Consider the following 18,759-nt stretch of genomic DNA (forward strand, 5'->3'; position numbering starts at 1 on the left):
CGGCACATCCACCTGTAGGAGCCCTATGTATCCGGCGATTGACGACCCCATCTGTTGGCAACACTGCCATTGCCATCGCGCAGAATCTGCGCTCCTACGGGTACAGGTGGCATCTTCCCCTGTAGGAGCCCGGTGTATCCGGCGATTGACGACCCCATCCATTGGCAACACTGCCATTGCCATCGCGCAGAATCTGCGCTCCTACGGGTACAGGTGGCATCTTCCCCTGTAGGAGCCCGATTTATCGGCGATCAGCGGCAGGCACAGCCCCTCACCCCGTAGGAGCCCGATTTATCGGCGATTTGGCCCCTCCCACAAGAAATCCGCGCGATCACATCCCCTTCGGGGCGAAGATCCCCGGGGCGTTGCGCCAGTACCCCTTGTAGTCCATGCCGAAGCCGAAGACGTAGCGGTCGGCCACCTCCAGGCTGCAGTAGTCGGCCCGAAGGCCGGGCACCGCCTTGCGGTCGTGCTGCTTGTCCACCAGCACCGCGGTGGAGACGCTGGCCGCGCCGGCCTCCCGGCAGTAGTCGAGGATGGCGGCCAGGGTGGCGCCCTCGTCGAGGATATCGTCGACGATCACCACGTGGCGCCCGGCCATGGGCACCTCCGGCGAGACCCGCCAGAAGAGCTCGCCGCCGCGGGTCTTGCCGCGGTAGCGGGTGGCGTGGAGGTAGTCCACCTCCAGGGGGAAGCCGAGGCGCGGCAGCAGGTGGCCGGTGGTGATCAGGCCGCCGTTCATCACGCAGTAGAAGACCGGCAGCTTGTCGCCCAGGTCGCGGCTGATCTCGTCGGCCATGCGATCCAGGGCGCGCTCCACCGCCCCCTGGGAGATCAGGCAGTCGGCGTTCTCCATCACCTCGCGCATCTCGGCAAGGGGGTGGGCATCGTGGTCGAGTCGGGACATGGTGGTGTCTCGCAGGTTAAGTGGCTTTCGGGGTCAGACCCCTCAGGGAACTTTGGGGTCGGACCCTGGGGGTTATCCCAGGGATTCGAGGTGGGCGTGGACGCGCCGCCAGCGGGAGAGCGCGGCGAGGCAGCCGAGCTCCGGGCGGGCGCGGCCATAGCGCAGCTTGGCGAGGCGGCTGGCGCCGGGGCGGTCGCGGCAGGCGTCCAGCACTTCCAGGGCGGCGGCGCGGTCGTTGCAGACCAGCAGCATGTCGCAGCCGGCGTTGAGGGCGGCCAGGGCCCGCTCGGCGGGGGTGCCGGCGCTGGCGGCACCGGCCATGCTCAGGTCGTCGGAGAAGATCACGCCCTTGAAGCCGAGGCTCTGGCGCAGCATGCCGAGCCAGGCCGGGGAGAAGCCGGCGGGGCGCGGGTCGAAGTCGGCATAGACCACGTGGGCCGGCATCACACCGTCGAGCCGGGCGGCCAGGCGGGTGAAGGGCAAAAGGTCGCGCTCGCGCAGGGCCTCCAGGGGCCGCGGGTCCACCGGGAGCTCATGGTGGGAGTCCGCCGCCACCCCGCCGTGGCCGGGGAAGTGCTTGCCCACCGCCACCATGCCCGCCTCGTGGAGGCCGTTGACGAAGGCGCCGGCCAGGGTCGCCACGGCCTCGGGGTCGGCGGAGAAGCTGCGGTCGCCGATCACGCTGGAGGTGCCGTCGTCGACGTCGAGCACCGGGGCGAAGCTCAGGTCCAGGCCGCAGGCGGCCATCTCCATGCCCAGCAGCCAGCCGGCGTCCTGGCAGAGCCGCTGGACCACCTCGGGCCTATCGGCGAAGCCGGCGCCCAGGCGCCCCATGGGGGGCAGCCGGGTCACCCCCTCGCGCAGCCGCTGCACCCGGCCGCCCTCCTGATCGATGGCCAGCAGCAGCTCGGGGCGCAGGCGGCGGATCTCGCCGGCGAGGGCGCGCACCTGCTCGGCGGACTCGGTATTGCGGGCGAACAGGATCACGCCACCCACTTCGGGCCGCTTGAGCAGCCGGCGCTCCTCCGCGGTCAGCGCCGTGCCTTCCAGGTCAAGCATCACCGGGCCGAGGCTCTGGGTCATGTCGCTTCCTCACCGTGAAAGGGGCCAGATTCTAGGGCAAAGCGTGCAGGAGTGACAGATGCTCAAGACGCCTGCAGTGCTGTCGCCCCGCTCAAGGCTTTTCCGGCGACAGGCCCTCGCCCCCCCTCTCCGACCTGCCCCCGTCGCCTCTCGCTATGGCACTGTCAAGGCTGCTCAGCCCGGGGAGCGGGCTCCGGCAGCGGCGCCTGCATGGCGGACACCACCACCGGGCGCAGCCGGCGGATCAGGTCGCGCACCGTGACATGCTCCCCATAGTCCTTTTCGGCGATGTCACGCAGGGCGTCAAGGCCGGAGAGGGTGAAGATTACGGTACCGAGCATGAAGTGCAGGCGCCAGAAGCGCTCGTGGTCGGGCAGCTCCGGGGTGGCCTGGCGCACCAGCTCGGTGAAGCGGGTGAAGACGCTGCCATACTCCTCCTGAATATAGCGCCGCAGGTGGCCCTGGGCCTGGCTGTAGGCGAGCCCCAAAAGCTTCATGAACACCTTGAGGCTGTTGCGCTCGGCCGGCACCTCCAGCACGGTGCGCGCCATGGTCTCCAGGAGCACCTCCAGGGGAATGACCTTGCCCCCGTAGGCGTGCTCCAGCTCGTCCAGGGCGCGGTGGAAGCGCTCGGTAAAGGGGTCCAGATAGCGGGCAAAGACCGCCTGGATCAGCGACTTCTTGGAGCCGAAGTGGTAGTTCACCGCGGCCAGGTTGACCTTGGCCTTGCTGGTGATGGTGCGCAGCGAGGTTTCGGCGAAGCCGCGCTCGGCAAACAGCACCTCGGCGGTATCGAGAATGCGGGTAACGGTGTCCGGCTGGGCCATGGGGGAGCCTTCCTGATTATAAACATCTGTTTCAAACGTGGCCCGATTGTACGCCAGCCGTGCCCCTCGGCTCAATGCGCGGCCCCGGCCTCACGTTTCAAACACCTCTTTTAACGCCCGCGGAGGCAGCCGCGACGCCTGGTCACGGAGCGCCCCCTTTTCCCCAGGATTACTGTACAGAACAACATGCTGTATACTTGGACACAGCACGCGAACCCCGTTCGCCACAACCGACAGCCGGAGGTCGCATGGCACGCCCCCTCACTCAGCGCCAGCAGAACGTCTATGACTTCATCGTCAAGACCATCCACGAGATGGGCTATCCGCCCACCCGGGCCGAGATCGCCCGCGCCCTGGGCTTCCGCTCCCCCAACGCCGCCGAGGAGCACCTGCGCGCCCTGGAGCGCAAGGGAGTGATCCGCATGATCGCCGGCACCTCCCGGGGCATCCGCCTGCCCGCCCAGGAGCAGGAGGAGAGCGAGGGCACGCCCCCGAGCCAGGGCCTGCCGATCATCGGCGAGGTGGCCGCGGGCAGCCCGATACTGGCCGCCGAGCATATCGACCGCTACTGCCCCCTGCCCCCGGAGTACTTCACCCCCAGGGCGGACTACCTGCTCAAGGTGCGCGGCCTCTCCATGAAGGATATCGGCATCCTCGAGGGGGACCTGCTCGCCGTGCACCGCACCGAGCGGGTCAGGGACGGCCAGATCGTGGTGGCGCGCCTGGAGGAGGAGGTCACCGTGAAGCGCTTCCAGCGCAGCGGCCACCATGTGACCCTGATCGCCGAGAACGCCGATTTTCCGCCCATCGAGGTGGACCTGCGCCACCAGGCGCTGGAGATCGAGGGCATCGGCGTGGGCGTCATCCGCGGCGGCAATGGTCAGGCCCTCGCCTGAGCGGAAGATTCTCCACGCCGACTGCGACTGCTTCTATGCGGCGGTGGAGATGCGCGACAACCCGGCGCTGGCCGAGCGGCCCCTGGCCATCGGCGGCAGCCCCGAGCGGCGCGGGGTGATCGCCACCTGCAACTACCCCGCCCGGGCCTACGGCATCCACTCGGCGATGCCCACGGCCCGGGCGCTGCGCCTCTGCCCCCAGCTGGTCCTGCTCCCCGGCGACTTCGCCAAGTACCGCGAGGTCTCCCAACGGATCCAGGCGATCTTCCATGAACTGACCCCGCTGGTGGAGCCCCTCTCCCTGGACGAGGCCTATCTCGACGTGACCGGCGTGGAGCGCTTCTCGGGCAGCGCCACCTGGATGGCGCGCTGGCTCAAGGCGGAGTGCCTGGCGCGCACCGGCATCACCCTCTCGGTGGGCGCGGCGCCGAGCAAGTTCCTGGCCAAGATCGCCAGCGACTGGGAGAAGCCCGACGGCCTGACCGTCATCGCCCCGGAGCGGGTGGAGGCCTTCCTGTGCGACCTGCCGGTGAAGAAGCTGCACGGGGTCGGCCCGGCCACGGGGGCGCGCCTGGAGGCGCTGGGCATCACCACCTGCGAGGAGCTGCGCGCGCTTCCCCTGGCGCGGCTGCTGGAGGAGTTCGGCAAGTTCGGCCGGCGCCTCTTCGAGCTGGCCCGAGGCATCGACGAGCGCCCGGTGAAGGTGGAGCGGGAGCGCAAGTCGATCAGCGTGGAGACCACCTTCGCCCGGGACCTCCCCGACCTGGCCAGCTGCCGGGAGGCGCTGGCGCCCCTCTGCGAGCGCCTGGAGGAGCGCCTGGCCCGCTACGGCCGCCCGCCCCTGGCGGGCCTGGTGGTCAAGGTGCGCTTCGATGATTTCAGCCTGACCACCCTGGAGAGCCGCGGCCTCGCCCCGGGGCTCGACGCCTATGCTCGCCTGCTGGAGCAGGCCTGGGAGCGCGGCCGGCGCCCGGTGCGCCTGCTCGGCGTCGGCGCCCGCCTGCGCCCCGAGGCCGAGCGGCGGCAGCTGGCGCTGGAGCTGTAGGAACAAGGTCGATCGCCGATACATCGGGCCCCTACGCGATGAGGGACCCGTGCCTGCCGCCTATCGCCGATAAATCGGGCTCCTACGCGATGAGGGCCCCATGCCTGCCGCCTATCGCCGATAAATCGGGCTCCTACAGGAAAATGTGCCACCTGTACCTGTAGGAGCGCAGATTCTGCGCGATGGCAGTGTTGCCAACGGATGGGGGCGCCTATCGCCGATAAATCGGGCTCCCACAGGGGAAGGTGCCACCTGTAGGAGCGCAGATTCTGCGCGATTGTCGTTTCTATTTGGTGTCGATATAGCGATGGTCGTTGAAGGTGGCGACCCAGCTCGGATGGTAGACCAGCAGGATCGCCATCAGCATGCCGGTGATAAAGGCCTCGGAGGGCATCAGCAGCGGCAGGAAGCGGGCGTACTCCATGGCCTGATAGAGGGCGTGGGCGTCGCTGGCGCCCAGCGCCATCAGCCCCACGGCGGCAAGCCCCGCGGCCAGGCTCGAGAGCGCCGCGCCGAAGAAGCCGCAGATGAAGAGGAAGACCATCAGGTTGTCGGGCAGGCGGCGGTCCACCAGGCGCCAGATCAGCACCATCACCAGCGCCGGCACCACGCCGGTGACCAGCAGGTTGACCCCCAGCAGCGGCCAGGCCACCCGCCCGGTGACCACCGCCGCCAGGTTGACGATCAGGATCGAGGTGAGCGCCAGGGGCGCCTTGAAGACAAGCGTCAGCAGGGCGGTGAACATCAGGTGCAGGGAGAGCCAATCCACCGCCTGGGCCCGCAGCTGCCACATCAGCAGCACCGCCACCGTGGCCGCCAGCCAGCGGTGCTGCAGGGCGCTGTCGGCCAGCAGCGCCCGCCAGGGGCGCTGGGCCAGGGCCAGCCCGTAGAGCAGCAGCGAGACCAGGGCGCAGAGCGCCATCAGCCAGGGCGAGAGCACCGCTTCACTGAAGGACATGGGCGTTCCTCCTTGGACGTGGCCGTTCGGCCGGACGGGTCAGGCGAAGACCACCGTCTTGTTGCCGTGGATCAGCACGCGATCCTGCAGGTGCCAGCGCAGCCCCCGGGCCAGCACCGCCTTCTCCACGTCCCGCCCGAAGCGCACCAGGTCATCCGGGGTGTGGCAGTGGCTGACCCGGTGGATGTCCTGCTCGATGATGGGGCCGGCGTCGAGCTCCTCGGTGACGTAGTGGCAGGTGGCGCCGATCAGCTTGACGCCGCGCTCGTAGGCCTGGTGATAGGGCTTGGCCCCGGCGAAGGAGGGCAGGAAGCTGTGATGGATATTGATCACCCGGCCGGCGTAGCGTTCGCACAGGGCCGGCGGCAGGATCTGCATGTAGCGGGCCAGCACCACGCAGTCGGCGCGCAGCTCCTCCACCAGGCGGGCCACCTCGTCGAAGGCGGGCTGCTTGTCGGCGGGGTCCACCGGGACATGGTGGTAGGGAATGCCGTGCCACTCGGCCAGGCCGCGCATGGTCTCATGGTTGGAGATCACCGCGGCGATGTCGCAGTCGAGCTCGCCGGCGGTCCAGCGGTAGAGCAGGTCCACCAGGCAGTGGGACTCCCGGGAGACCATCAGCACCACCCGCGGGCGCTGGCGGGTGTCGGTCAGCGCCCAGGTCATGTCGAACTCCTCGGCGATGGGCGCGAAGGCCTCGCGCAGCGCCTCGGGGGGCATGTTGATGGAGTCGGCGAGGATCTCGTAGCGCATGAAGAAGCGGCCGGTCTCCAGGTCGGAGTGCTGGCTCGCCTCGGTGATGGAGCCGCCGTGACCGGCGATAAAGCCGGAGACGCGGGAGACGATGCCTACCCGATCGGGGCAGGAGACCACCAGGCGGTAGTAGTGTGACATGACGGCACTCTGGTTTGCGGCTGACATTCGAAGGGTCGCTAGTGTAGCGAAAACAGCGGTTTCCGACACCCTCGCCACGCCCCGCGTTGTGGCGCCCGGGCGCCTTCCCGTATAGTGAAGGAACACTTTTCGAGCCCGCCGCGCCCCATGCCCCAGCCCAGAGTCCAGATTCGCCCCCGCCGCCGCCCTCCCCTGCACTTCCTCCCCCTGGGCGGCTGCGGCGAGATCGGCATGAACCTGAGCCTCTACGGCTTCGCCGAGGAGTGGGTGGCCGTGGACTGCGGGATGATGATCCGCCAGGACCTCCCCGACAGCCCGCTTCAGGTGCCCAATCTCGAGCTGCTGGCCACCCTCGGCATCCGACCCCGGGCGCTGATCATCACCCACGGCCATGAGGACCATATCGGCGCCGCCGCCTGGCTGTGGCCCAGGTGGGGCTGTCCGATCCACGCCACGCCCCTGGCCGCGGGCCTGCTGCGCGCCAAGTTCGTGGAGCGGGGGCTCGCCACCGACGCCATTCAGGTCATCGAACCCGGCGAGGCCCTGGAGAGCGGCCCCTTCACCCTGCGCTACCTGCCGGTGTCCCACTCCATCCCCGAGAGCTGCGCCCTGCTGCTGGCCGCCGGCGAGCATCGGGTGCTGCATACCGGCGACTGGAAGCTCGACCCCGAGCCGCTGATCGGCCACCCCATCGCCGCCTCGACCTTCCGCGCCATCGGCCCGGTGGACCTGGTGGTGGGCGACTCCACCAATGCTCCCCTGCCCGGCCACTCCCGCAGCGAGGGCGAGGTGGCCCGGGCCCTCGAGCACACCATTGCCGCCTGCCAGGGGCGGGTGGTGGTGTCCTGCTTCGCCAGCAACCTGGCCCGGGTGCTGGCCATCGGCCGCGCCGCCCACCGGGCGGGCCGCCGGGTGAGCCTGATGGGGCGCTCCATGGAGCGCATGGTGGCGGTGGCCCGGGGCCTGGGCTACCTGGACGACTTCCCGCCCCTGGTGCCCACCGCCGACCTCGGCTACCTGCCGCCGGAGGAGGTGCTGGTGATCGCCACCGGCAGCCAGGGGGAGCCCCGGGCGGCGCTCAGCCGCCTGGCCCGGGGGCGCCACCACGCCATGGAGCTGGGCCCCGGCGACAGCGTGATCTTCTCGGCCAAGGCGATTCCCGGCAACGAGCTGCTGATCGAGCGTCTCAAGAACGGGCTCAGGCGCCTGGGGGTGACGCTGCTCGACGAGTTCAACCATCCGGAGCTGCACGCCTCGGGACACCCCGCCCAGGAGGAGCTGCGCACCTTCTACGGCTGGGTCCGCCCCCGCCGGCTGCTGCCGGTGCACGGCGAGGCCCGCCACCAGCAGGCCCACTGCGAGCTGGCCGAGGCGCTCGGCATCGAGGCGCCCCTGGTGCCGGTCAACGGCGACCTGATCCGCCTGGACGGCGAGGGCCTCACCCTGGAGTCCCGCCACCCCCAGCCGCCCTGCATCGTCAGCCAGAACGCCGTGGCGCCGCTGCCGGGCCTGGCCGCGGAGCGCCACGGCCCCCGCCACGGCAGCCTCTACCTGGCGCTCTCGGTGGCCTCCACCGGCGAGGGGGGCTGGACCCGGATCGGCCGGCTGATGCTGGACGCCAGCCAGGCGAGCCCCATCGACGAAGACGCCTTCAGCGACTGGCTGGATGACGCCCTGGCCTCGATCACCGCCGAGACCCTGGCGGAGCTGCGCCTGGCCCTGCAGCCTCGCCTGATCGGCTGGTTCGCCGACCACCTGCGCCGCCTGCCGGATATCCACCTGCAGATCATGGCGGTGGAGGCCCCCCATGCCAGGGAAGTCGGCTAGGCTTTCCCGGAAAAGCATGCAAAAAAAGCCGCTCTCCCGGAGCGGCTTTTTTGCTGCAGTGCGGCCGGTGCCGGCCTGAAGGAGCGCGGGGCCCTAGCCTACGCCTTGGTGGCGTTCTTGGGCGGACGGCCGCGCTTGCGACGAGGCGGTTCGGTGACCAGGTCGTCCACCGAAAGGCCCGCCTCGCTGATCGCCTCGAGAATCTCGTTGCGCTTGCGCTCCTTCTGCTGCTCCTCTTCCTGACGCTGGCGCTCCTCATTCTTCTTCAGCTCGATCACCTCCTCGATGACCTCGGAGAGCTTGTGCAGCTGCTCCATGCTGAGCTGGCGGGCGGCAGCGCGGGCGACGTTCTTGTTGCGAGCGATGCGCTCCAGGGATTCGCTGGACATGGGTCCCCTCCTGAACCAGAAAATGAGACGGGTTGTTGCTGCTAGGTGTCTGACAAAAGTATATGCATCATGCACGTATTAGCAAGAAATTCCCGCCGTGAGGGGCGGGAATTTCGTCGCGATGGCGAGGCGAAGCGCGGCTGGATAAGCGTCGAAAGCGCCCCGGCGGTCGCCCTTAACCGCCGGTCATGTTCATGAAGCGGACCACCTGAACATCGCCGTCGGTGGTGAAGTGGTGGCGCTCGGGCTTGAGGGGCATGGCGGCCACGATGGCGCGCTTGAGCGCGTCGATATCCCCGGGGTGGGCGCGCAGCACCCGACGCAGGTCAACGGAGTGCTCATTGCCCAGACAGAGCAGCAGGCGCCCCTCCACCGTCACCCGAACCCGGTTACAGCTGGCACAGAAGTTGTGGCTGTGAGGGGAGATAAAACCGACGCGGCTCTCGCTGTCGGCCATGCGGAAGTAGCGCGAGGGGCCCAGGGTGGACTCGGTGGTCGGCAGCAGCGGATAGCGCGCCTCGATCCGCGCCTGGACCTCGTCGCTGGAGCAGAAGGTCTCGTCCCGGCGATGGTCGGAGACATCCCCCAGGGGCATCTCCTCGATAAAGCTGATATCGAGGCGCTCACGCCGGGCGAAGTCGACCAGGTCGAGCACCTCGTCGTCGTTGCGCCCCTTGAGGATGACCGCATTGAGCTTGATGCGCTGGAAGCCCGCCTCCCGGGCGGCGCGAATGCCGTCGATGACCCGGGCAAGCTCCCCGGTGCGGGTGAGCCGGCGAAAGCGCGCCGGGTCCAGGGAGTCCAGGCTGATATTGAGCCGCCCGAGGCCCCCGGCGCGCAGCTTCGCCGCAAAGCGGCCGAGCCCGGCACCGTTGGTGGTCATGGCGAAGTCCCTGAGCCCGGGCAGCGCGCCGATCTCGCCGACCAGCCGGTCGATATCGCGGCGCACCAGGGGTTCGCCGCCGGTCAGCCGCACCTTCTCCACCCCCAGCTCGACGAAGGCCCGGGCCACCAGGGCCAGCTCCTCCAGGGTCAGCACCTGGGCCCGGGGCAGGAAGGTCATCTCCTCGCTCATGCAGTAGACGCAGCGAAAGTCGCAGCGATCGGTCACCGAGATTCGCACATAGCGCACGCGCCTGCCGAAGTCGTCGATCAGCTCAGGGGGCAGCGTTGTCATGGTCTCTCTCCGGGCAGGTGGGCGAGAATGGCGGCAGCGTGATCAGGCCTCCCAGCGGCTGGCGTCGGCGTGGTCGGAGTCGCGCTCGGCGACCCAGTAGTCACCGCCGGTAGCATGCTCCTTCTTCCAGAAGGGGGCGCGGGTCTTGAGGTAGTCCATGATGAAATCACAGGCCTCGAAGGCCGCCCGCCGATGGGCGCTGGCCACCGCTACCAACACGATAGGGTCTCCGGGGGCCAGTCGTCCAACCCGATGAATCACCCGCACGCCGTCCAGGGGCCAGCGCGCCTCGGCCTCGACCACGATCGCCTCCAGGGCCGACTCGGTCATGCCGGGGTAGTGCTCCAGGGTCAGGGCGGTGACCTCCGGCGTCTCGTTGAAGTCGCGGACCAGGCCGGTAAAGCAGACCACGGCGCCGATATCGGTGCGCCCGGCGAGCAGGGCCTGCTGTTCGGCGCCGGCATCGAAGGGCGCCTGCTGTACTCGAATCATCGCCTCAGCCTCCGGTCACGGGGGGAAAGAAGGCCACTTCATCGTCGTCGGTGAGCGGCGTGCTGTCGCTGGCCATCACCTGGTTGACGGCGCAGAGCACCCGGCCCTCGTCGAGGCGCGAGAAGCGCGGGTCGAGCGTCTTGAGGGCCGCCTTCAGGCCGGCCACGTCGGTGCGTTCGAGGTCGCCCAGGGGCATGGAAACGTCGCCGACGCCCAGGCGCTCGCGCAGCTCGGCCAGGCACTTCACGCGGACGCAGGGGGCGGCGATGTCGCAGCGGCTGCCCAGCGCGACCTGGCCGGCCTGGCCCTCACCGGTGACGATGGGGCCGTCGACGGCACGCACCACCGGTTCGGCGGCGGCGGCCGCGCCCTCCCGGCGATAGTCGCCGGACTTGCCGCCGGTCTTGGTGTCGAGGTGGATGGCGCCGATCTCCATCTCCTTGTCCACCGCCTTGCACATGTCGTAGAGGGTCAGGCAGGCCACGGAGACCGCGGTCAGCGCCTCCATCTCGACCCCGGTGCGGCCGTTGAGCCGGCAGGTGGCCCTCACCTCGACGCAGCTCGCCGCCTCGTCCAGGGTAAAGTCGATGGCCACCTTGGAGAGCGCCAGGGCATGGCAGAGGGGAATCAGTTCGTGGGTGCGCTTGGCGGCCTGGATGCCAGCGATGCGCGCCGTGGCCAGGACGTCACCCTTGGGCAGGCCGCCCTCGGCGAGCAGCGCCAGGGTGTCGGGATGCATCTGGATGCGCCCGGAGGCGCTGGCCTCGCGGCGACTCTCCGGCTTGTCGGCAACGTCGACCATATGGGCCTCGCCGCGGGCGTTGAGATGGGTCAGTGACATGAAGGGTGCCTCACGGAAAACGGAACAGGGGGTGGATGGTCACCGCCTCGCCGGCGGCTACGGCGGCGCGCTCGGCGGTGATCTCGATCAGGCAGTTGGCCTGCGCCATGGAGGAGAGGATGCCGGAGCCCTGGGCGCCGATGCCGGCGACCCGCAGCCGCCCCTCGGCGTCGCTGCGGTAGACCCCGCGCAGATAGTCGACCCGGCCGGTGCGGCTTCCGAGCTCGTGGTCGGCCACCGCCACCAGGCGCGGCGCGGCCGTCGGCTCTCGCCCCTGGAGGCGGGCCAGCAGGGGCGCGGCAAACTGCAGGAAGGTGACCATAGCCGCCACCGGGTTGCCCGGCAGCCCCAGGAAGGGCGTGCCCCGGGGCCCGAGACGCCCGCAGGCCAGGGGGCGGCCGGGGCGGATGGCGATCTTCCAGAAGCCGAGCTCTCCCTGCTCGGCCAGGGCCGCCCGGGTATGGTCGGCGTCGCCGACCGAGACCCCGCCGCTGGTGATCACCAGGTCCGCCTCCTCGGCGGCCCGGGCCAGGGCCTCGCCGATGGCGACGCGGCTGTCGGGCAGGATGCCCAGGTCGATCACCTCGGCGCCGCGCTCGGCGGCCAGCGCCATCAGGCTGAAACGGTTGGCATCGAAGATGCCGGCGGCGGGCAGCGGCGCGCCCGGGGCGGTCACCTCGTCACCGGTGGAGAAGAGCACCACCCGGGGCCGGCGGCGCACCGCCGCCTCGGCGCACCCCAGGGAGGCGAGCAGGCCGAGCTCGGCGGCACCGAGCCGGGTCCCGGCGGCCAGGGCCAGGCTGCCTCGGGGGATATCCTCCCCGGCCCGGCGCACGTTCTGGCCGCGCCTCACTCGCTCGGGGCGATCGACCCTCACCCGCAGGCGGCCGTCGGCGCCCTCCTCCTCCGCCAGCTGCTCGCGCATGATCACGCTGTCGGCCCCCGCCGGCAGCGGCGCGCCGGTGGTGATGCCGGCACACTCGCCGGGCCCCAGGGTGAGCGCGGCGGCGTGGCCGGCATGGATCTCGGCGACCCGCAGGAACCCCACCGCCGGAGGACCCGCCGCCGGCCAGGCCAGGGCGATGCCGTCCATGGCGGCGTTGGTGCACTGGGGCACGTCGATGGGCGAGACCAGCGCCTCGGCCAGCACGCGACCATGGGCGGCGGCGAGCGCGACCGCCTCGGCGGGCAGCGGGCCCTCGGCCAGGGCGAGCACCGCCTCCCGGGCCTCCTCCACCGTCAGCATGCGTTCGCCGAGCTCGAAGCAGGAGAGGGTCATGGGGTGGCCTCCTCGGCCCGGGGGGCACGCTCGTCGAGCCAGCGGGCGGGCCAGGCGGCGATCCAGTCCGCCAGGGCCTCGCGATCGTTGAGGTCCAGCGCCTCGACCCCGTGAGGCAGCGTCAGGGGGGCATCCGAGGCCACGGCGCGCACCCAGGGGTCCTCGGCCACGCGCAGGGGCTTGCCCAGGGCCGGGCGATGCAGCTCGAGCTTGGGCAGCGGCCAGGCCTTGAACCCCTCCACCAGCACCAGGTCGGGGTCCTGGGTAGCGACCAGCGCCACCAGCTTCGCCAGGTCCGGCTCCTCCTGGCCGGGGGTCTCCATCATCAGCGCCAGGCGCTCCCGGGAGGCCACCAGCATGGGGGCGGCGCCGGCCCGGCGCAGGCGATGGCTGTCCTTGCCGGGCTGGTCGACGTCGAAGGTGTGGTGGGCGTGCTTGATCACCGCCACCCTGAGGCCGCGGTCATGGAGCAGCGGCAGCAGGGCCTCGAGCAGGGTGGTCTTGCCGGTGCCGCTCCAGGCGGCGATGCCCAGCAGCGGCAGCCCCTCGTCCAGCGGCAGCCGGGTCGGAACGCTTGCGCTCATGGCTCAGGGCTCCTCGTGCCGCGCCGTCTCGAGGCGGCGCCTGTCGTCGTCGGTGTTGAGGTTGGCGAAGGCCTCCGGGCAGTCGGAGAAGTCGACCCGGGACCAGGGGTGGCGGGCATACCAGCGGTCGATCTTGCGCTCGCCGGCGGCGAGGGCCGCGGCCAGGTCGTCGGCCAGGGCCGTGCGGATCAGCGCCACCACCGGGTGCAGGCGCTCGCCGTCCCAGGCCACGGCGATATCGGCGTCGCCGCGCCCGGCCAGCAGCCGCGGGACCAGCTCCCGGGGCAGCGAGGGGGTGTCGCAGGGCGCTACCACCAGCCAGGGGGTGCGGGCGGCGCACAGGCCGCTGTAGATCCCCATCAGCGGGCCCTGGAAGCCGCCCTCGGCGTCACCGATCACCCGGTCGGCCAGGGGGGCGTAGTCGCCTTCGCTGCGGTTGGCGTTGATCAGCAGCTCCGCCACCCGGCCGACCAGCCGGTCCCGGACGTGGGCCACCAAGGGGCGGCCGCGGAAGGCCACCAGCCCCTTGTCGACGCCACCCATTCGCCGCCCCTGGCCGCCGGCCAGGATCAGGCCGGTCAGTTCATCTTGCGCCATCTCGTCTCGCGCCATCATGGCCCTCCTTCAGCATGGCTACCATGATGCCTGAGCCCACCGCCGGGTGCCACGCCGCGCAGGCGAAGCGCAGGCCGCCATGACGCGGGTCATGGCGAGCGGCCAAGGGCTCCAGGGGTAGCGATCAAGGGGTGGCGGTGGCGGCGCGGCGCCGGGGGCTGGCGAGGATACGCCGCAGCACCTGCCAGGCGGCGAGGCCCGCCAGCAGGTTGCCCACGGCGGCGCCGGCGGCGAGGCCGACCAGGCCGCCCAGCCGGGCGCCGATCCAGAGGCAGGGCAGGTAGAAGAGGAAGAGCCGGGCGCCGGACATCAGCATGGCGCGCAGGGGCCAGCCCAGGGCGTTGCCCGCCGAGACCACGATCATGCAGATGCCGAGGGCCGCGTAGCTCGGCAGCAGAAAGCGGATCAACGTGGCCAGGTCGTCGCGCACCTCGGGGTTGCCGGAGAGCGCCAGGGCCACCCAGGGGGCGGCCAGGGCCATCAGCAGGCCCAGCGCCAGCTGCCACACCAGGACCACCCTGAGCGCCAGGCGCATCAGCCGGTGCACCTGGTCCCAGTCGCCGGCGCCGTAGCAGCGCCCCAGCCAGGGCGGCAGCGACATGGTCATGGCCAGTACCACCATCAGCGAGAGGGTCTCCAGGCGGCTGGCCAGCCCCCAGGCGGCCACCGAGGCCTCGCCAAGGCCTGCCACCACGGAAATCGCCAGCATGGCCGCCAGGGGCGGCATCAGCTGGCTGATCATGGCGGGGCCGGCGATGCCGGCGAAGGGGCGCGCCGAGGCGCGCAGCTCGGCACCCAGCCCCTCCCGGGCCAGCCAGTCGGTGGCCAGGAGGCGGCGCCCCAGCACCGCCAGCCCCACGGCGAAGGCCACCACCGTGGCCCAGGCCGCGCCCGGCAGCCCCAGCCCCTCCCAGGGGCCGACCCCGAAGATCAGCAGCGGGTCGAGCACCAGGTTGACCAGGCTGGTGACCACCATCATCTTGCCCGGCAGGCGGGTATCGCCGTGGGCCCGGAACAGGCTGTAGCCGAAGTAGAGCGCCGCCCCCAGCCAGGCGGCCAGCAGCTGGGGCGCCCAGTAGCCGCGAATCAGCGCCAGGGTGGCCCCGTCGGCCCCCAGCAGGCGGAACACCGGCGCCTGGACCGCCCAGAGCACCACCGCCAGGAGGGCGATCACCAGGGCGCCGGCGGCCAGCACCAGGCTGCCCAGGCGCCGGGCGCGCGCCCCCTCCCCGGCCCCCAGGGCCCGGGAGATCAGCGCGGCGATGGCGATCCCCAAGCCCACCTGGATGCCGATGATCAGGAAGCTGAGCGGGAAGGTGAAGGACTGGGCGGCCAGGGGCGCGGTACCCAGGCGCGCGATGAAGGCGCTGTCCACCAGCTGGAAACCGAGCAGCGCCAGCACGCCGATGGCCATGGGCCAGGTCTGGCGCCAGAGGGTCACGCCGAGGGCGGGAGAGGTATCGGACCGTTGCGTCACGCTCGCTCCAGGGTGGTTCGCGGAGCGCGCATTCTAGCGAGCCCCCGCAGACGCGAACACCCCCGAGGGCTCGGGGGTGTTCACGGGGCCTGGGCCGGCAGCGAAGGTGCCGACCCGTATCACGACCTTACTGGCGGATGCCTTCGAAGGTGACGTAGAGCTCGAGCTCGTGCATCACCTCGGGGAAGGCGCTCATGTCGATGCCGAAGTCGCCCAGGGTCAGCATGGTGCTGCCCTCGAAGCCAGCGCGGTAGGCGCCCCAGGGGTCTTCGCCCTCGCCCATCAGGGTGACCGGCATCTCGATCTCACGGGTCTCGCCCTTGAGGGTCAGGTCGCCGGTCAGGGTGCCTTCCCCCTCGCCGGTGGGCTCGAAACCGGTGGAGACGAAGGTGGCGGTCGGGTAGTCGCCGGCGCTCAGGAAGTCGTCGGAGAGGAAGTGGCGGTCACGCTCGGCGTGGTTGGAGTTGAGGCTCGTCACGTCCACTTCCATCTGAACGCTTGCGGCCTCCAGGTTCTCGGGATCGTAGTGGAACTGTCCCTCGAAGGACTCGAAGTTGCCGAGGATATAGGAGAAGCCCAGGTGGTTGATCTTGAACTGGACGAAGGCGTGCTGGCCCTCGATGTCCACCACGTAGTCGGCGGCCTGGGCCTGGCCGACGCCCACCAGGGCAGCGGCACCGAAGGCGGCGGCGAGAGCGGTCTTCTTGAACATGGTCATTCTCCTTGCGGGTGTGACAGGGTGTCTTCTTGCGGGGGAACGCGGCTCAGCGGCGGCGCGAGCGTGCCGGATTGAGCATGCGGGTCAGGGTGTCGTGTCGGTCGATGAAATGATGCTTGAGGGCGGCGAGCAGGTGGCCGGCGGCCAGCACCATCAGCGCCACGGCGGCATACCAGTGGATCTCGCCGGCGATGCTCTCCTGGTTGGGCAGGCGGCTGATCAGCGCCGGGACCTCGAACCAGTCGAAGACGCTGATGCCGCGCCCCCGGGCGGTGGAGATCAGGTAGCCGCTGACCAGCACCACCAGCAGCAGCACGTAGAGCAGCACGTGGCCCAGGTGCGCGGCCAGCTTCTCCAGACGGCTGCCCTGCCCCGCCGGCGTGGGGTTCACGAGGCGCCAGCCAAGCCTGAGCAGGGTGGCGAAGAGCAGCAGCATGCCGATGGAGCGGTGCCACCAGGGCGCCAGGTTATACCAGGAGTCAAAGTACCCGAGCCCGGTCATCCACCAGCCCAGCGCGAAGAGGCTCACGATGACCACGGCGCTGAGCCAGTGCAGGGTAATGCTGACGATGCCCCAGCCGGAACGGGTATTGCGCCACATGGCGGTGAACTCCTCGTGATCTCGATGTGGCTAGAGCTTACCCCAGCTAACCATTCGACTCTGCTGAAAAAAGCCGAACCAACCGTTCGAAAGAACCGTTATCTGGCGAGGGCTTCGAGCAGCAGTTCCGCCGTGGGCGCGCTGGAGGCCGGGTTCTGGCCGGTGATCAGGAGACCATCGCGCAGCTGGAAAGGGGCGAAGTCGTCGGCGCTGCGCTGGTAGTCGCCGCCCTGGGCCTTCAGGGCATCCTCGAGCAGGTGGGGCACCACGGCGGTGAGCCCCACGGCCTCCTCCTCGCTGTTGGCGAAGCCGGTCACGCGCCGCCCCTTGACCAGCGGCTCACCGTCCGGCGTGCGCGCCTGCAGCAGCACCGTGGGGGCATGGCAGACTGCGCCCACCGGGCGATGGGCGGCCAGGAACGCCTCGATCAGCCGCTTGACGTCGCCATTGTCGGTGAGGTCCCAGAGCGGGCCGTGGCCGCCGGGGAAGAAGAGCGCGTCATGATCGCCGACCTGCACCTCGGCGAGGGGCCGCGTGGCGGCCAGCTGCGCCCTGGCCGCGTCATCCGCCTCGAAGCGGCGCGTCTCCTCGGTGAGCGCCTCCTCGGCCAGGGAATTGGGGTCCACCGGCGGCTGTCCGCCCCTGGGCGAGGCCAGGGTGATCTCGGCGCCGGCGTCCTTGAAGACGTAGTAGGGGGCGGCGAACTCCTCGAGCCAGAAGCCGGTGGCGTGGCCGCTATCGCCCAGGCGGTCGTGGGAGGTGAGTACCATCAGGATCTTCATGCTTGCCCTCCTTGGGCGCCAGTGTGAATGCGTGCCCTGATGAGATGGCCTCGCGCGCCGAGAGTTCAAGGGCGAAGACGACAACGCCCGCCCCGCCGGGGGCGGGACGGGCGTCGGGAGGTCCCGGAACGCGTTGCCGGGAAGCGCGCGGGCTAGACCAAGGCGTCGAGGCCCCGGGCCAGATCGGCGCGGATGTCGTCGATCGCCTCCAGGCCCACGGCGACCCGGATCAGCCCCTCCGAGATGCCGGCGGCGGCCTTCTGGGCATCGCTGAGGCGGCCATGGGTGGTGGTAGCCGGGTGGGTGATGGTGGTCTTCACATCCCCCAGGTTGCCGGTGATGGAGAGCAGCCGGGTGGCGTCGATCACCGACCAGGCCGCCTCGCGGTCGCCCTTCACCTCGGAGCCTTTGACCTCGAAGCCCAGCACAGCGCCGAAGCCCCTCTGCTGGCGGGCGGCCAGCCCATGCTGCGGGTGGCTCTCGAGGCCGCTGTAGTGGACCCGAGCCACCGCCGGATGCGCCTCGAGCCACTCGGCCAGGGCCTGGGCGTTCTCGCAGTGGGCGCGCATGCGCAGGGCCAGGGTCTCGAGCCCCTTGGTGAAGATCCAGGCGTTGAAGGGGCTCAGGCAGGGGCCGCAGGTGCGCACCACCCCGAAGACCTCCTCGAGCTCCTTGTCGCGGCCCACCACGGCGCCGCCGATCGCCCTGCCCTGGCCGTCCAGGTACTTGGTGGCGGAGTGGATCACCAGGTCCGCACCGAGATCCAGGGGGCGCTGCAGCGCCGGGGTCAGGAAGCAGTTGTCGATGGCGAGCAGCGCGCCGTGGCGGTGGGCGATCTCGGCCAGGGCCGCGATATCCACCACCTCGGAGAGCGGGTTCGAGGGCGTCTCGGCGAACAGCAGCCGGGTGGCCGGGGTCATGGCCGCCTCCCAGGCGGCGAGATCGGCGAGCTCCACGTAGCGGGTGGTGATGCCGAACTTGCCCAGGTACTTGTCGAACAGGCTCACCGTGGAGCCGAACAGCGAGCGCGACGCCACGATCTCGTCGCCGGCCTCGAGCAGCGCCAGGGCGGTGGAGAGGATGGCCGCCATGCCGGAGCTGGTGGCCACGCAGCGCTCGCCGCCCTCCAGCGCCGCCAGGCGGCGCTCGAAGGTGCGCACCGTGGGGTTGGTGAAGCGCGAGTAGATGTTCCCCGGCTCCTCCCCGGAGAACTTGGCCGCCGCCTCGGCGGCGCTGCCGTAGACGAAGCTCGAGGTGGGGAAGATCGGCTCGGCGTGCTCCTGCTCATGGGTGCGCTCGTGGCCGGCGCGGATCGCCAGGGTCGAGAGCGCCCAGTCGAGCTCGGAAGGGGTGTGGGAATCCATGGC

The 18,759-nt window shown here is 70.5% G+C and carries 20 protein-coding genes; 3 read left to right on the forward strand and 17 right to left on the reverse strand.

Features of this window, described 5'->3' with window-relative positions; translation table 11 throughout:
* Positions 1–331: 331 nt before the first annotated feature.
* The 3 genes from ACRYRV_RS01005 to ACRYRV_RS01015 all read right to left on the reverse strand — a co-directional run bounded on the left by ACRYRV_RS01005 (position 332) and on the right by ACRYRV_RS01015 (position 2,817).
* Positions 332–907, reverse strand: a complete 576-nt coding sequence (locus tag ACRYRV_RS01005) for a hypoxanthine-guanine phosphoribosyltransferase (RefSeq protein ID WP_253451321.1) — start codon at positions 905–907, stop codon at positions 332–334.
* Between the two features lie 72 nt (positions 908–979).
* Positions 980–1,990 carry a beta-N-acetylhexosaminidase gene (gene nagZ, locus ACRYRV_RS01010; RefSeq protein WP_309635883.1) on the reverse strand — a complete coding sequence of 337 codons (1,011 nt, stop codon included), beginning with the start codon at positions 1,988–1,990 and terminating at the stop codon, positions 980–982.
* Between the two features lie 164 nt (positions 1,991–2,154).
* Positions 2,155–2,817: a TetR/AcrR family transcriptional regulator gene (locus ACRYRV_RS01015; RefSeq protein ID WP_444984235.1), complete on the reverse strand. Its 663-nt coding sequence runs from the start codon at positions 2,815–2,817 to the stop codon at positions 2,155–2,157.
* 248 nt (positions 2,818–3,065) lie between these two features.
* On the opposite strand from ACRYRV_RS01015, the gene lexA reads away from it, so the two are divergent.
* Both lexA and dinB read left to right on the forward strand, forming a co-directional pair.
* Positions 3,066–3,713, forward strand: coding sequence for a transcriptional repressor LexA (lexA, locus tag ACRYRV_RS01020; RefSeq protein ID WP_253451313.1), 648 nt, complete (start codon positions 3,066–3,068; stop codon positions 3,711–3,713).
* A complete protein-coding gene (dinB, locus tag ACRYRV_RS01025; protein ID WP_253451310.1) occupies positions 3,694–4,758 on the forward strand; it encodes a DNA polymerase IV in 1,065 nt (354 codons plus the stop codon). Before lexA ends, dinB begins: the two co-directional genes overlap by 20 nt.
* 286 nt (positions 4,759–5,044) lie before the next feature.
* Here the strand turns inward: dinB and ACRYRV_RS01030 are convergent, their stop codons facing one another.
* Positions 5,045–5,716, reverse strand: coding sequence for an energy-coupling factor ABC transporter permease (locus tag ACRYRV_RS01030; RefSeq protein ID WP_253451308.1), 672 nt, complete (start codon positions 5,714–5,716; stop codon positions 5,045–5,047).
* A 39-nt stretch (positions 5,717–5,755) separates the two neighbouring features.
* Complete coding sequence (purU, locus tag ACRYRV_RS01035) at positions 5,756–6,610, reverse strand: formyltetrahydrofolate deformylase (RefSeq protein WP_253451305.1); 855 nt, start codon at positions 6,608–6,610, stop codon at positions 5,756–5,758.
* A gap of 231 nt (positions 6,611–6,841) precedes the next feature.
* Between purU and ACRYRV_RS01040 the strand changes: the two genes are divergently transcribed.
* Entirely contained in the window at positions 6,842–8,437 is a 1,596-nt protein-coding gene (locus ACRYRV_RS01040) for a ribonuclease J (protein ID WP_444986242.1), read from the forward strand.
* Positions 8,438–8,535: 98 nt separating this feature from the next.
* Here ACRYRV_RS01040 and ACRYRV_RS01045 read toward each other — a convergent pair whose 3' ends face one another.
* The 12 genes from ACRYRV_RS01045 to ACRYRV_RS01100 all read right to left on the reverse strand — a co-directional run bounded on the left by ACRYRV_RS01045 (position 8,536) and on the right by ACRYRV_RS01100 (position 18,756).
* Positions 8,536–8,826 carry an H-NS family histone-like protein gene (locus ACRYRV_RS01045; RefSeq protein ID WP_444984234.1) on the reverse strand — a complete coding sequence of 97 codons (291 nt, stop codon included), beginning with the start codon at positions 8,824–8,826 and terminating at the stop codon, positions 8,536–8,538.
* 175 nt (positions 8,827–9,001) lie between these two features.
* Entirely contained in the window at positions 9,002–9,994 is a 993-nt protein-coding gene (gene moaA / locus ACRYRV_RS01050) for a GTP 3',8-cyclase MoaA (protein WP_253452088.1), read from the reverse strand.
* 51 nt (positions 9,995–10,045) lie between these two features.
* A complete protein-coding gene (gene moaE, locus ACRYRV_RS01055; RefSeq protein WP_253451298.1) occupies positions 10,046–10,495 on the reverse strand; it encodes a molybdopterin synthase catalytic subunit MoaE in 450 nt (149 codons plus the stop codon).
* Positions 10,496–10,499: 4 nt separating this feature from the next.
* Positions 10,500–11,336, reverse strand: coding sequence for a cyclic pyranopterin monophosphate synthase MoaC (moaC, locus tag ACRYRV_RS01060; RefSeq protein WP_444984233.1), 837 nt, complete (start codon positions 11,334–11,336; stop codon positions 10,500–10,502).
* 10 nt (positions 11,337–11,346) lie between these two features.
* The gene (gene moeA, locus ACRYRV_RS01065; protein WP_444984232.1) at positions 11,347–12,615 is read right to left on the reverse strand and encodes a molybdopterin molybdotransferase MoeA; all 1,269 of its coding nucleotides are present in this window, start codon (positions 12,613–12,615) and stop codon (positions 11,347–11,349) included.
* Positions 12,612–13,199: a molybdopterin-guanine dinucleotide biosynthesis protein B gene (gene mobB, locus ACRYRV_RS01070; RefSeq protein WP_253451289.1), complete on the reverse strand. Its 588-nt coding sequence runs from the start codon at positions 13,197–13,199 to the stop codon at positions 12,612–12,614. The genes moeA and mobB overlap by 4 nt, the downstream gene beginning before the upstream one ends.
* A gap of 3 nt (positions 13,200–13,202) precedes the next feature.
* Positions 13,203–13,811, reverse strand: a complete 609-nt coding sequence (mobA, locus tag ACRYRV_RS01075) for a molybdenum cofactor guanylyltransferase MobA (protein ID WP_253451287.1) — start codon at positions 13,809–13,811, stop codon at positions 13,203–13,205.
* A 127-nt stretch (positions 13,812–13,938) separates the two neighbouring features.
* Positions 13,939–15,228 (reverse strand): MATE family efflux transporter, encoded by a 1,290-nt coding sequence (locus ACRYRV_RS01080; protein ID WP_444986240.1) that lies wholly within the window; start codon positions 15,226–15,228, stop codon positions 13,939–13,941.
* Positions 15,229–15,418: 190 nt separating this feature from the next.
* On the reverse strand, positions 15,419–16,003 hold the full coding sequence (locus ACRYRV_RS01085) for a YceI family protein (RefSeq protein ID WP_309635876.1): 585 nt from the start codon (positions 16,001–16,003) through the stop codon (positions 15,419–15,421).
* A gap of 52 nt (positions 16,004–16,055) precedes the next feature.
* Positions 16,056–16,610, reverse strand: coding sequence for a cytochrome b (locus ACRYRV_RS01090; RefSeq protein WP_444984230.1), 555 nt, complete (start codon positions 16,608–16,610; stop codon positions 16,056–16,058).
* A gap of 98 nt (positions 16,611–16,708) precedes the next feature.
* Positions 16,709–17,392 carry a type 1 glutamine amidotransferase domain-containing protein gene (locus tag ACRYRV_RS01095; protein WP_444984229.1) on the reverse strand — a complete coding sequence of 228 codons (684 nt, stop codon included), beginning with the start codon at positions 17,390–17,392 and terminating at the stop codon, positions 16,709–16,711.
* Between the two features lie 152 nt (positions 17,393–17,544).
* Positions 17,545–18,756 (reverse strand): O-succinylhomoserine sulfhydrylase, encoded by a 1,212-nt coding sequence (locus ACRYRV_RS01100; protein ID WP_444984228.1) that lies wholly within the window; start codon positions 18,754–18,756, stop codon positions 17,545–17,547.
* Between the last annotated feature and the right edge of the window lie 3 nt (positions 18,757–18,759).

Source organism: Halomonas mongoliensis (genome assembly GCF_052496345.1).